The sequence below is a fragment of the Salinisphaera orenii subsp. halophila YIM 95161 genome (genome assembly GCF_003732545.1).
Taxonomy (GTDB): Bacteria; Pseudomonadota; Gammaproteobacteria; order Nevskiales; family Salinisphaeraceae; genus Salinisphaera; species Salinisphaera orenii_A.
This window is the reverse complement of record NZ_AYKF01000124.1, coordinates 1-12,028: the sequence shown is the minus strand read 5'-3', so window position 1 is coordinate 12,028 and position 12,028 is coordinate 1. Positions and strand designations below refer to the sequence as shown.

Below are 12,028 nucleotides of genomic sequence, written 5' to 3'. Positions count from 1 at the left end.
CCCCACCACGATGCCGAAGACGATACCCATCACGCGGCACCGCCCGGCTCAGAGATCGCTTCCATCAGAACTGGAACCGCGCCCGCGTCACCCTCACCGTAGGCGTGAGCACAGACATCACCTCGAACAGGAAACCGACATGGCCGACTACACATCGGATCTCGCCAACGCCCGCAAACTCGACGGCGACATCGTCGCCGCCGGCCAGCCGACGGCGGCACAGCTCGACGCCGCCCGCCGCGAGGGCGTGCACACGGTCGTGAACCTGCGCCCCGCGGGCGAGTTCGACGCATTCGACGAAGCCGCGCACGTGCGCGACGCCGGCATGACCTACGTGCACATCCCCGTGGCCGGGCCCGACGACATCAACGACGCCAGCGCACGCCGGCTCGACGAAGCGCTGGGGGCCGAGGGCGGCGTGCCCGCGCTCGTGCACTGCGCGAGCAGCAACCGCGTCGGCGCGCTGCTGGCCTATCGCGCCCGCCATATCCAGGGCCGCAGCGCCGACGAAGCCATGGAGATCGGCCGCGCCGCCGGCCTGAATCCGAAATCGCCGCTGCTGGAGGCCACCCGCGCCAAGCTCGGCTGAATCGGGCGATACGTGGCGCACGCGACCATGGTGATGACGCCCGACTGAAACGCCGCCCGGCGTACGGCCGGCAGGCGCGAGACGCTGAGCGCTCAGCTTTGCGTCACGCCGACGCCCGGGAAAGAGAGCATCGCGACGAGTCCGCCCGCGGCGCGCGGCTCGAAGGCCAGCTCGCCGTCGAAACGCGCGGCGATGGCGGCGACGATCGTCAGGCCCAGGCCGCTGCCCGGGCCGCTGGCCACGCCCTGGCCGCGCCCGACCGCGCCGCGCCAGAAACGCCGGGTGAGGGCGTCGGTGCTGCGATCCGCCGGCCAGTCGCCGCGATCGCGCACGGTGAACACGACCTGCGCGCCGGCCGCGTCGATATCGAGGGTCACCGGCTCGCCGGCCGGCGCATGCCGCAGGGCGTTCTCCAACAGGTTGCGCAACGCCGCACTCGCCAGCGCCGGCGGCGCGGCGACCACGGCTCCGGGCGCGCGGTCGTCGACCTGCACGCGGTCGGCCGCGGACAGATCGGCCAGCGCAGCCGCCGCGATCCCCTGGCCCGATGCGGGTTCGGCATCGGCGAACACGGCATCGCCGGATTCAACCCGGGCCAGCAGCAACAGTTGCTCGAGCGTGCGCTGCAGCCGGGCGATACCGGCCTCGGCGTCGGCGATCGCGGCCGCGCCGCGGGCCGGGCCCAGCCGGGACGCGAGCTGGACATGCGTCTTGATCGCGGTCAGGGGCGTGCGCAGCTCGTGGGCGGCGTCGCTGGTGAAGCGCTGTTCGCGTGCGAGCGCTTCGCCGGTACGCACGAGCAGCCGGTTGAGCGTATCGATGGCCGGGCGCAGCTCGCTGGGCGCCCGCGCGATCTCGATCGGGGTGAGCGTGTCGGGCGCGCGCTGAGAGAGTTCGCTGCGCAGTCGGTCCAACGGCGCGAGTCCGCGCCGGATACCGAACCAGAGCACGACGAGGCTGCCCAGCAGCGCGACCACGAACGGCACGACCGCGACGACGATCACGTTGCGCTGCAGGGTCACGCGTTCGGACAGCCGGTCGGCGGTGGTGATGTGCAGCCCGTTCTGCACATAGGTGAACAGCCGCCACGACTCGCCCTCGATGACGCGATCGGCAAAGCCGGGCGCCGGGGCTTCGAGACCGCCCTCGAATTCGCCGTGGGTCCGCAACAGCACCCGGCCGCGCGGCGAGCTGATCTGGCAGGCGACGCCGGTACTCGCGGGAATCGACAGCACCGGGCCACCCGCCTGGTCCCAGGCATTCTCCGGCAGTTGCGCGACCAGCCCCGCCACCATGCGCGCCGACGCCGCCAGACGCTGGTCGAGCGTATCGCGCATCTGCTGACGCAGATCGCTGTAGAGCCAGGCCGCGGCCAGCAGCCACAGCAGTGCGAACGACAGCCCGAGGGTGAGCAACAGGCGCGCGCGCAGGCTCATGCCGGCCCGCCGCGATCGATATCGGCCGGCTCGCCCAGCCGGTAACCCAGCCCGCGCACGGTGCGGATGAGCCCGGCGCCGAGCTTGCGGCGCAGGTTGTAGATATGCACGTTCACGGCGTTGCTCTCGACGTCCGTGTCGAGGCCGTAGAGCGCGTCCTTGAGCTGCTCCAGGCTCAGAATCGCACGACGCGCGTACAGCAGCTTGGCCAGCAGCGCGAACTCGCGCCGCGTGAGCTCGACCTCGCGGCCGTCGCGCCAGACCTGGCGGCCGACGGGATCGAAACACACCGGCCCGTGCTCGATCAGCGAGGTCGCGCGCCCGGCCGCACGCCGCAGCAGCGCCTGCAGGCGGGCGGTCAGCTCGTCGAGATCGAACGGCTTGAGCAGATAGTCGTCGGCGCCGGCCTGCAGCCCGGTCACGCGATCGGCCACGGCGTCGCGGGCGGTGAGCACCAGCACCGGCACCGGATTGTCCGCGCGCCGCCATTCGCGCAGCAGCGCCAGACCGTCGGTATCGGGCAGGCCCAGGTCGAGAACCACCACATCGCTGTCCACGGCGGCCAGCGACAGCCGGGCCTGTTCGGCGTTCGTGGCCCAGTCCACGGTGAAGCCGGCCACCTCGAGGCCGCTGCGAATGCCCGAGCCGACCAGCGTGTCGTCTTCGATGAGCAGTACGTGCATGATGCGTTCGCGCCAACCAATCGGCCCAGTATGCCCGGCGCGATTAAGCGGCGATGAAGTGCTCGCCCCGTCTGCCGGCGCCGGGCACTTCATGCTGACTTAATCGGCCGGCTCGAGTCTCGGCCCATCGGTTTTACGGCAAGGCCCCTGTCCGATGGGTTCAATGCATCCTCGAGTCGTCATCGCAGCCGCTGCCGTGCTGGCCGTCTGGGCCGGCGCGTTCGCCCTGCCCGCCGCCGCCCAGAGCGCGGACGAGGATTTTCTCAGCGTGGACCAGGCGTTCTCCGTCGAGACGGAGGGCACTGACGACGGCCGCCTCACCGTCACCTGGCGCGTCGCACCGGACTATTATCTCTACCGCCATCAGTTCGATGTCCAGGGCGATCCGGCGCCCGTGGCCGACGTCGACATCCCCGCCGGCGAGCCGATCAGCGACGAGTTCTTCGGCGAATCCGAGGTCTATCACGACGACGTGTCGATCGTCGTCGACCCGGGCGAAGCGCGCCGCCTCGAACTGACCTGGCAGGGCTGCGCCGAGGCGGGCCTGTGCTACCCGCCCCAGCACACGACGCTGAATCTGGCCGACTACGACCTGGGCGGCGGCGCGGCCGCCCCCGGGGGCTCCGACGACGAGGGCAGCCGGGCCCCGACCACGCCCGCCGGCGCCGGCGATGCCGTCGCGCTCGGCGAGGATCAGTCGCTAGCCGCACAGCTGTCCGACAGCAACACGGCCTGGGTGCTGCTGGTGTTCTTCGGGCTCGGGCTGCTGCTGGTGTTCACGCCCTGCGTGCTGCCCATGGTGCCGATCCTCACCAGCCTGATCGTGGGCAGCGGCGCGCGCGGCCGGCGCGGACTGACGCTGTCGCTGGCCTATGTGCTGCCCATGGCCGTGACCTATGCCCTGCTCGGTGTGGCCGCGGCGCTGGCCGGTGCCAATCTGCAGGCCGCACTGCAGACGCCCTGGGTGCTGGGCGCGTTCGCGCTCGTGTTCGTGGCACTCGCGCTGGCGATGTTCGGCGTCTACGAACTGCAGCTGCCGGCGGCGCTGCGTGACCGGCTCGATCGCGCCAGCAGCGCCCAGCGCGGCGGCAGCCTCGGCGGCGCGGCGGTCATGGGCGCGCTATCGGCGCTGATCGTCGGCCCGTGCATGACCGCGCCGCTGGCCGGCGCGCTGCTGTTCATCGCCGAATCCGGCAACGTGCTCATTGGCGGCAGCGCGCTGTTCGCGCTCGGCCTGGGCATGGGCGCGCCGCTGGTGCTCGCCGGTAGCCTCGGCGCCCGATTCCTGCCGCGGCCGGGGCCGTGGATGAACGGCGTGAAGGCGGTGTTCGGTTTCGTCCTGCTGGGCATGGCGCTGTGGCTCGTCGCCCGCGTGACGCCCGACCCCTGGATGCTCGGACTGTGGGGCGCGTGGCTGCTCGCCATCGGCACCACGCTCTATCAGGTCGCGCTGCGCGCCGCCCGGACCACGTTGCCCTCGGCGATGATCGCGCGCGTGGCCGGTCTGCTGATCGCGCTGTGGGGCGCGCTGCTGGTGATCGGCGCCGCCGGTGGCGCCAGCGACCCGACCCGGCCGCTGGCCTTTGCCGGCGCGCCCGGGAATACGACCGGCGCGGGCGGCGAAGCCGGCGCGCAGACGCACGACTTCATGGCGCGTTTCGACCCCGTGGCCGATCTCGACGCCCTCGATGCGCAGGTGGCCGAGGCCGGCGCGAACGGCCGCTGGACGCTGGTGGATTTCTATGCCGACTGGTGCATCTCCTGCAAGGTGATCGAATCCGAAGTCTTCGGCGACGCCCGCGTGCAGGCGGCACTCGCCGATGTGCAGCTGCTGCGCCCGGACGTGACCGACAACGACGCCGCCGACCGCGCGCTGATGGGGCATTACAGCGTCGTCGGTCCGCCCACCCTGCTGCTGATCGGCCCGAACGGCGAAGAGGCCCGCAGCGCGCGCATCGTCGGCGAGCTGGACGCCGAGGCCTTTCTCGACCACCTCGAACGCGCACGCGCCGACGCGGAGAATTTCTGATGCTGTCCTTCAACCTCGGCCCGCTGGCGATCTCGGTCGCTCATGCCCTGATGCTGTTCGCGCTGGCCACGGCGCTGGTAATCGGCAAGATCGCCGCGCGCCGGCGCGACGTGCCCATCACCGACACGCTGTTCAACCTGGCGCTGGCCGGCGCGGTGGCGGCCCGGCTGGTGTTCGTGATCCGCTACTTCGGCGAATACCGGCCGGCGCCGCTGGGCATTCTCGACATTCGTGACGGCGGTTTCGATGCAATCGGTGGGCTGCTCGGCATGGCCGCCTACGCCAGCTTCGTGGTCTGGCGCCGCCCGGTGCTGCGCGCACCGCTGGCCGCCGCGCTGATCGGCGGCGGCCTCGCCTGGGGGCTGACCGGCGGCGCGCTCACCCTGATCGAGCAGCAGGCGGCAAGCCTGCCCGAGGCTCAGCTGCAGACGCTGGACGGCCGCGCCACCGATCTCGCCACGCTGCAGGCCGAAGCCGAGGGCCGGCCGATGGTGGTCAATCTCTGGGCGACCTGGTGCCCACCCTGCCGCGCGGAGATGCCCGTGCTCGAGGCCGCCCAGAACGAGCGCGACGACGTGCTGTTCGTGTTCGCCAACCAGGCCGAGGCGGCCCCCACCATCCAGCGTTTTCTGGACAGCCTGGACCTGCACATCGACCACGTCCTGCGCGACGCCGGCGGGCGGCTGGCCAAGCAGGCCGGCTCCGCCGCGCTGCCCACCACGCTGTTCTACGACGGCGACGGCCGGCTGGTCGACAGCCATCTCGGCCAGCTCTCGCGCGCCTCGCTCGCGGCCGCGCTGGAACGCTTCGAACGCCCGTGACACCGAACGCCAAAGGAGAAATCATGACCCGTCTCACCCGCATGCTGCTCGCCGTACCGCTCGCCGCCGTGGTGGCGGGCGCCTATGTGCTCTTGGCCTGGGCCGGCCCCTCCGACGCTGACAACGACCGCGACGCGGATCGCCCCGCGCCGATCGCCGCGCTCGCCGACCGCGGCCTGGAGATCGTCGACCGCTTCGACGCACCGGGCGGGCTGACCGGCTACGCCGCCACGTTCCAGGGGCGGCCCATGGCGATCTATCTCACCCCCGACGGCGAGCACGCGCTGCTGGGCACGCTGGTCGACAGCGACGGCACGGACCTCACCGCCGAGCCGCTCGAGCGCATCGTGTCAGGGCCGAAGAACGACGACGCCTGGGACCAGCTCGCCGACAGCACGTGGGTCCGCGACGGCGACGAAGACGCCGAGCGCATCATCTACGAACTCACCGATCCCAACTGCCCGTACTGCAACCAGTTCTGGCAGACCGCGCGGCCCTGGGTCGAAGCCGGCGATGTACAGATACGCCACGTCATGGTCGGCATCCTCAAGGCCGACAGCGTGCCCAAGGCCGCCACCATCGTCGCCGCCGACGATCCGAGTGCCGCGCTCGAGCGCCACGAACAAAACTACGCCGACGGCGGCATCACCGCCGCCGACGACATTCCCGAGAGCGCGCGCGACAAGGTCACCGCCAACAACGATCTGATGAGCGCGCTCGGCTACTTTGCCACCCCGACCATTCTCTACCGCGACGCCAATGGCGAGATCGCCGTCAAGCAGGGCATGCCGCGGGGCGATGAGATCGAACAGATCCTCGGGCCGAAGCCGTGAGCAGCACGCTCTCTCGCACCCGCGTCATGGCTCGGCCACATAACGACCGCAGCATGCGATCGCTGACGTGTCGTATCCGTGCCGTATGCCAGCAAACGCCGAGACCGGCCCGCGGCTCGGCCTCGACAGCGCGCTGACGTACCGACGATCGACGCACTCCACAACGAGCTCGGCCCGCGCCGGCTGCCGCCTAGAAGCGATTCATCGGAATCTTGAGGTACGACGTGCCGTTGTCTTCCGGCGTGGGCAGGCGCCCGCCGCGGGTGTTGATCTGCAGCGCGGCGAGCATGAGCGCGGGCAGCGGCAGTTCGGCATCGCGCTTGTTGCGCAGGGCGACATACCCCGCTTCGTCCATGTCCTGCAGGTGCGGGTTGCGGGCACGCTGTTCGCCGACCGTGGACTCCCAGCGCGGCTCGCGCCCGTCCGGCATGTAGTCGTGGCCGGTGAACACGCGGGTGGCGTCCGGCAGCTCGAGGATGCGCTGGATGGAGCGATACAGCGTGGCCGCGTCGCCGCCGGGGAAATCCGCCCGCGCGGTGCCGAAGTCCGGCTGGAACAGGGTGTCGTGGACGAACGCGGCGTCGCCGATGACATAGGTGATCGAGGCCAGCGTGTGCCCGGGCGAATGCATCACCCGCACATCCAGTTCACCGACCTTGAAGGTGTCGCCGTCGGCGAACAGACGGTCCCACTGCCGGCCGTCCGTGGCGAAGTCGTCGCCGAAGTTGTAGATGTCCTTCCAGAGCTTCTGCACGTCGATCACGTGTTCGCCGATACCCCGCGGGGCATCGAGCTGCTCCTGCAGATAGATCGCGGCGGACAGGTGATCCGCATGCGGGTGGGTGTCCAGGATCCAGTCGACGGTCAGGCCGCGATCGCGGATCAGCTCGAGAATGGCGTCGGCGGATGCGGTGCCGGTGCTTGCGGACTTTTCGTCGTAATCGAGTACCGGGTCGATGATCGCGCAGCGATCGGTTGCGGTGTCGATGCACACGTATTGGACGCTGAAGGTCTTGTGGTCGAAGAAGCCGACGACTTCGGGGGATCCGCCCTGCATGATCTGTCTTCCTGCGGCTGTGAAACGTCGGCCCGGTACAGCGGGCCCTTGAAACTTTGAGCTATTTGCAAATAACTGATAGTTTAATTTATACCCTACGGGGTATCAGTCGCAAGCAGGAGCCCTCCCATGACCGATCCAAGCCGCACCTCTTCGCATCACCGCATCGTGATCGCCGGCGGCGGCACCGCCGGCCTGTCGGTGGCCGCGTCGCTGCTGCGCGAATCGCCGCAGCTGGATGTCGCGGTGATCGAGCCCAGCGACGACCACTATTACCAGCCCGGCTGGACACTGGTCGGCGGTGGCGATATGCGTGCCCGGGACACGCACCGGCACGAAGCCGACGTGATGCCCGACAAGGCCACCTGGATCAAGGACGCCGTCGCCGGCTTCGCCCCCGACGACAACCACGTGAAACTGGCCTCCGGTGCCGGCGTGAGCTACGACTTCCTGGTCGTCGCACTCGGCCTGCAGCTCGACTGGGACGCTATCGAAGGCCTACCGGACACGCTGGGCGCCAACGGCGTGACCTCGAACTACCGCTACGATCTCGCGCCCTATACCCACGAGCTCGCGCGCGGACTCGGCCAGGGTGCCAACGCGCTGTTCACGCAGCCGGCCATGCCGATCAAGTGCGCCGGCGCGCCGCAGAAAGCGCTGTATCTGACGGCCGATACCCTGCGCAAGCGCGGCGTGCAGGCGAACGTGGCCTTCTACAACCAGGGCGGCGCCATGTTCGGCGTGCCGGCCTATGCCCGGGCGCTGGATGACATCATCGCCGGCTACGGCGCGACGCCCCATTTCAAGCACAATCTGGTGGCGGTCGATGGCCCGGCCCGGCAGGCCGTGTTCGATACCGACGACGGCCAGGTGACACGCGACTTCGACATGCTCCACGTGGTGCCGCCCCAGTCGGCGCCGGACGTGGTCAAGAACAGCCCGCTGGCCGGCGACGCCGGCTGGGTGAGCGTGGACAAGAACCGGCTCACGCACACGCGCTACGACAACGTCTACGCCCTCGGTGACTGCACCGACACGCCCAACGCCAAGACCATGGCCGCGGTACGACGCCAGTTCCCGGTCCTGGTGGGCGAGCTGCGCACCGCGCTCGGCGAGCGCGCCCAGCGTGGCGACTACGACGGCTACGGCGCCTGCCCGCTGACCGTGGCCCACGGCAAGGTCCTGCTGGCGGAATTCCGCTATGGCGGCGAGGTGGTGTCGAGCTTTCCGCTGGACCCGCGAGTCGCCCGGCGCATCCACTGGCCGCTCAAGAGCCGGGGCTTTCCCTGGATGTACTGGCACGTCATGCTCAAAGGACGCGACTGGCACTGGCCCGAGCCCAAGCCGCGGCCCGACCTGACCGCCTAGCGCCCCGCCGCCGGAGCACGCCATGCCCGCACCGTTTGCTGCCATCGTCGATTTCACGCCGGCCACCGCGCTGGCCGGCGGTTTGCTGATCGGCCTGGCGGCGCTGTTGCTGCTCGCGGGCATCGGCCGTATCGCCGGCATCTCGGGCATGGTGCACGGATTGGTTGCCGGCGAAGGCGGCGGCTGGCGGCTATCGTTCCTGCTGGGGCTGGTGGCCGGCGCCGGGCTTTACGTCACGCTCTGGCCGGCCGACCTGCCGGCACGGCAAGGCTTTCCGACCCTGATGGTCGTCGTGGCCGGGCTGCTCGTCGGGCTCGGCACGCGCCTGGGTTCCGGCTGCACGAGCGGTCACGGCGTCTGCGGTATCGGCCGCCTGTCGCCCCGCTCGCTGGCTGCGACCGCGGTCTTCATGGCCACCGGCGTGATCGCCGCCGTCGTGCTGCGCCACGGTCTGGGCATCGGGCCGTGAAGACGCATGCCATCGCGCTGGCCGCCGGTGTGCTGTTCGGTTTCGGTCTGGCGCTGTCGCACATGGCCGACCCGAACAAGGTGCTGGCGTTTCTCGACATCCTCGGCGGATGGGATCCGAGCCTGACGCTGGTAATCGGCGGTGCGCTGGCGGTGTTCATGCCCGGCTTCGCCTGGCTGCGGCGCAGGCCACGGCCGTGGATCGGTGACACATTTCATCTGCCTGCGCGCGGCGCGATCGATCGCCGGCTGCTCGGCGGCGCCGCGCTGTTCGGCCTGGGCTGGGGGCTGGCGGGCTACTGTCCCGGCCCGGCGCTCGCCGCGCTGACCTTCAACCCGCGGGAGGCGGTGATATTTCTCCTGGCGATGATCGCCGGCGGGCTTTTGTCACGGCTTCCCGGCCTGCCCTCGCGCCAGCGCCGACGGCGCATGTATCACCGCTAGCCGTAGCGGGCGAGCAGCTCGGTCGCGTACTTCAGGCGCTCACGCGCGTCGGCGTCGTCGAGATGCCGGCACGACAACTCACGCTCGATCACGCTGGACAGCATGTTGTAGAAGGTGCGATCCAGCGCCTTGCGGGCCGCCGACATCTGCACAGCCACCTCTTCGCATTCGGCATCGCGCTCGATCATCGCCTGCAGCCCGCGCACCTGACCCTCGACCCGACGCAGACGCCGGATCAGCGCGCTCTTGCTGGTCTCCCAATCCGCCTCCGGATCGATCGCATCGGATGTCCCGGCCGAGTCCGACATGTTCACTGCGCCGCTCGCATTTCTGAAGTCGAGAGGCTAGCAGCCATCGCCGGCCGGCAGGCGCATCGCTCGACGATCGGCGTCGTTGCCGTCGCGAGCTCCTGAACGCCACGCCGGCGGCCGGGTAGCTCGCCCCGTCCGACCTGCGCCACCCCGGAAAACGGCAGCGCGATGGCCGCTGTCCGTGTCGCCGAACACCGTGGTGGCGGCGCGCTCGCCCAGCAACCGGGCTCGCATCGTTCTGGACCAAACCCCGCACGCCGATGGTGCGCTCCGCAGGCGGCCACGCGGCGCCGCAATCGCACATCCATTCGTCGTGAATCATCAAAGCCCTGGTTCTCCGACGCTTTTGCCGCGCCGGCCATGTTCTGGCGCGGAAATTGCTCAAGAATTTCTATAAAAGAAACTATGTTTCTCTTCAGGAAACGATTGCAGACAATCGATCGATTCGAGAATCGCCAAGGGAGGCGCTAGGCAATGGAAGAACTGCAGACGCAGCTTGATCAGCTGAGCTCCATGAACATGGAGATATTCTACTGGTGGTGTACGGCCCTGATGGTCGTGATCCACGCGGGATTTCTTTCCTATGAGATGGGTGCGTCGCGGGCGAAGAACGCCCTGGCCGCCGGCGTGAAGAACATTCTCGCGCTGGCGTTCATCATCCCGGTCTTCTTCTTCGTCGGCTGGTGGATCTACAGCGCCTTTCCCGGCGGTTTCACGATCGCCGACGGCGCGTCCGCGGCGCTGCCGTGGAGTTCGAGCATGGGCCCGAACATCGAGGACCGGGCGACCGGCATCTTCTGGGCCGCGTTCACGCTGTTCGGTGCGACCACCGCGTCGATTCTCTCGGGCTCGCTCATAGAGCGCGTACGCATGAGCGCGTTCGTGATCATGGCCGTATTTCTCGGCGCGGTGGTCTGGATTCTCGCCGCGGCCTGGGGCTGGCACCCGAGCGGCTGGATGCTGACCGAGCTCGGATTCCACGATGTCGCTGCTGCCGGCTGTGTGCATACCGTGGCCGGCTTCTTCGCCCTGGGCGTGCTGATCAATCTCGGCGCCCGCATCGGCAAATTCGGCAAGAACGGCGAGATCAACGACATCCCGGCGCATAACCTGCCGATGACGCTGGTGGGCCTGATGCTGATCATCGTCGGCTTCTTCGGCTTCCTCGGCGGCTGCATCATCTACGGCGACTGGACCACCATCTACGGCAACCCGACCAACCTGTCGGCGTTCGGCTTCAACACGTTGATGGGTTTCGCCGGCGGCGTAATCGGCGCCTACGCGGTCAGCCGTGAACCGTTCTGGATGATGTCGGGTGGTCTCGCGGGCATCATTTCCGCGGCTGCGGGCCTCGACCTCTATTATCCGCCGCTCGCCTTCGTGATCGCGTTCCTCGGCGGCTGCATGATCCCGGTCGCCGGCAAGTTCATCGAGAAGATGGGCCTGGACGACGCGGTCGGCGCCGTCGCGGTGCACGGTTTCGCCGGCGTCTGGAGCATGGTCGCCGCCGGCATCTTCCTGCACGGCTACCCGAACATGGGTGACCTGCCGCCGATCACCTTGTGGGGACAGATCATCGGCGCCGTCGTCATGGCCGCCACCGGCTTCATTCCGGGCTACCTGCTGTCGCTCCTGCTGCGCTCGGTCGGCATTCTGCGCGTACCGCCGGAAGTCGAGGAAGCGGGCCTGGATGCGGTCGAAATCCCGACCAAGGCCTATCCCGAAACCAATCCCGCCACACCGAGCCGGGCCACGGAAAGCCACTGATCGGCACCGGTATCGGTGCGGCATTCACACCAACGTAGTAATAGGAGTATCGCTATGACCACGAGTCCAATCACAACCTGGGAAGGTGCACAGGCCGTTTTCACCTTCGGCCCCGGCTCCCTCGGTGTCTGGCTCTTCCTGGCACTGGCGGTCGCGATCGTCATCGGCGTCGCGGCCCGGATGATCCAGCACGAGAATCACACCTTTCGTGAACTCAGCCCG

General features: G+C 69.1%; 12 protein-coding genes. 8 read left to right on the top strand and 4 right to left on the bottom strand.

Annotated elements, in window-relative coordinates; all coding sequences use genetic code 11:
* The first annotated feature begins 139 nt into the window (after window positions 1-139).
* Entirely contained in the window at window positions 140-589 is a 450-nt protein-coding gene (locus tag SAHL_RS15475) for a protein tyrosine phosphatase family protein (RefSeq protein ID WP_123630052.1), read from the top strand.
* A 92-nt stretch (window positions 590-681) separates the two neighbouring features.
* Here the strand turns inward: SAHL_RS15475 and SAHL_RS15470 are convergent, their stop codons facing one another.
* Window positions 682-2,025, bottom strand: coding sequence for an ATP-binding protein (locus tag SAHL_RS15470; RefSeq protein WP_123592323.1), 1,344 nt, complete (start codon window positions 2,023-2,025; stop codon window positions 682-684).
* On the bottom strand, window positions 2,022-2,708 hold the full coding sequence (locus SAHL_RS15465; RefSeq protein ID WP_123592322.1) for a response regulator: 687 nt from the start codon (window positions 2,706-2,708) through the stop codon (window positions 2,022-2,024). Before SAHL_RS15465 ends, SAHL_RS15470 begins: the two co-directional genes overlap by 4 nt.
* A gap of 163 nt (window positions 2,709-2,871) precedes the next feature.
* Between SAHL_RS15465 and dsbD the strand changes: the two genes are divergently transcribed.
* Genes dsbD through dsbG form a run of 3 tightly spaced genes read left to right on the top strand, consistent with a single transcriptional unit; the run spans window position 2,872 to window position 6,391 of the window.
* Window positions 2,872-4,737, top strand: a complete 1,866-nt coding sequence (gene dsbD / locus SAHL_RS15460; RefSeq protein WP_123592321.1) for a protein-disulfide reductase DsbD — start codon at window positions 2,872-2,874, stop codon at window positions 4,735-4,737.
* The gene (locus SAHL_RS15455; protein WP_123592320.1) at window positions 4,737-5,558 is read left to right on the top strand and encodes a TlpA disulfide reductase family protein; all 822 of its coding nucleotides are present in this window, start codon (window positions 4,737-4,739) and stop codon (window positions 5,556-5,558) included. The genes dsbD and SAHL_RS15455 overlap by 1 nt, the downstream gene beginning before the upstream one ends.
* A gap of 23 nt (window positions 5,559-5,581) precedes the next feature.
* Window positions 5,582-6,391 (top strand): thiol:disulfide interchange protein DsbG, encoded by an 810-nt coding sequence (dsbG, locus tag SAHL_RS15450; protein ID WP_245968568.1) that lies wholly within the window; start codon window positions 5,582-5,584, stop codon window positions 6,389-6,391.
* A 190-nt stretch (window positions 6,392-6,581) separates the two neighbouring features.
* Here dsbG and SAHL_RS15445 read toward each other — a convergent pair whose 3' ends face one another.
* Window positions 6,582-7,448: an MBL fold metallo-hydrolase gene (locus SAHL_RS15445; protein ID WP_123592319.1), complete on the bottom strand. Its 867-nt coding sequence runs from the start codon at window positions 7,446-7,448 to the stop codon at window positions 6,582-6,584.
* Between the two features lie 129 nt (window positions 7,449-7,577).
* Here SAHL_RS15445 and SAHL_RS15440 point away from each other — a divergent pair, with 129 nt between their 5' ends.
* Genes SAHL_RS15440 through SAHL_RS15430 form a run of 3 tightly spaced genes read left to right on the top strand, consistent with a single transcriptional unit; the run spans window position 7,578 to window position 9,728 of the window.
* Window positions 7,578-8,816, top strand: coding sequence for an NAD(P)/FAD-dependent oxidoreductase (locus SAHL_RS15440; protein WP_123592318.1), 1,239 nt, complete (start codon window positions 7,578-7,580; stop codon window positions 8,814-8,816).
* Between the two features lie 22 nt (window positions 8,817-8,838).
* On the top strand, window positions 8,839-9,285 hold the full coding sequence (locus SAHL_RS15435) for a YeeE/YedE family protein (protein WP_123592317.1): 447 nt from the start codon (window positions 8,839-8,841) through the stop codon (window positions 9,283-9,285).
* On the top strand, window positions 9,282-9,728 hold the full coding sequence (locus tag SAHL_RS15430; protein WP_123592316.1) for a YeeE/YedE family protein: 447 nt from the start codon (window positions 9,282-9,284) through the stop codon (window positions 9,726-9,728). Before SAHL_RS15435 ends, SAHL_RS15430 begins: the two co-directional genes overlap by 4 nt.
* On the opposite strand, the gene SAHL_RS15425 is transcribed toward SAHL_RS15430, so the two are convergent.
* Window positions 9,725-10,036, bottom strand: a complete 312-nt coding sequence (locus tag SAHL_RS15425) for a metal-sensing transcriptional repressor (RefSeq protein ID WP_123592325.1) — start codon at window positions 10,034-10,036, stop codon at window positions 9,725-9,727. The genes SAHL_RS15430 and SAHL_RS15425 overlap by 4 nt on opposite strands.
* A gap of 477 nt (window positions 10,037-10,513) precedes the next feature.
* Here SAHL_RS15425 and SAHL_RS15420 point away from each other — a divergent pair, with 477 nt between their 5' ends.
* On the top strand, window positions 10,514-11,806 hold the full coding sequence (locus SAHL_RS15420) for an ammonium transporter (protein ID WP_123592315.1): 1,293 nt from the start codon (window positions 10,514-10,516) through the stop codon (window positions 11,804-11,806).
* Window positions 11,807-12,028 lie beyond the last annotated feature (222 nt).

What these genes read in the sequence shown, in the direction of transcription:
- SAHL_RS15475 (WP_123630052.1), top strand. Translation starts at nt 140, where the DNA reads ATGGCCGACTACACATCGGATCTCGCCAACGCCCGCAAACTCGACGGC.
- SAHL_RS15470 (WP_123592323.1), bottom strand. Translation starts at nt 2,025, where the DNA reads ATGAGCCTGCGCGCGCGCCTGTTGCTCACCCTCGGGCTGTCGTTCGCA.
- SAHL_RS15465 (WP_123592322.1), bottom strand. Translation starts at nt 2,708, where the DNA reads ATGCACGTACTGCTCATCGAAGACGACACGCTGGTCGGCTCGGGCATT.
- dsbD (WP_123592321.1), top strand. Translation starts at nt 2,872, where the DNA reads ATGCATCCTCGAGTCGTCATCGCAGCCGCTGCCGTGCTGGCCGTCTGG.
- SAHL_RS15455 (WP_123592320.1), top strand. Translation starts at nt 4,737, where the DNA reads ATGCTGTCCTTCAACCTCGGCCCGCTGGCGATCTCGGTCGCTCATGCC.
- dsbG (WP_245968568.1), top strand. Translation starts at nt 5,582, where the DNA reads ATGACCCGTCTCACCCGCATGCTGCTCGCCGTACCGCTCGCCGCCGTG.
- SAHL_RS15445 (WP_123592319.1), bottom strand. Translation starts at nt 7,448, where the DNA reads ATGCAGGGCGGATCCCCCGAAGTCGTCGGCTTCTTCGACCACAAGACC.
- SAHL_RS15440 (WP_123592318.1), top strand. Translation starts at nt 7,578, where the DNA reads ATGACCGATCCAAGCCGCACCTCTTCGCATCACCGCATCGTGATCGCC.
- SAHL_RS15435 (WP_123592317.1), top strand. Translation starts at nt 8,839, where the DNA reads ATGCCCGCACCGTTTGCTGCCATCGTCGATTTCACGCCGGCCACCGCG.
- SAHL_RS15425 (WP_123592325.1), bottom strand. Translation starts at nt 10,036, where the DNA reads ATGTCGGACTCGGCCGGGACATCCGATGCGATCGATCCGGAGGCGGAT.
- SAHL_RS15420 (WP_123592315.1), top strand. Translation starts at nt 10,514, where the DNA reads ATGGAAGAACTGCAGACGCAGCTTGATCAGCTGAGCTCCATGAACATG.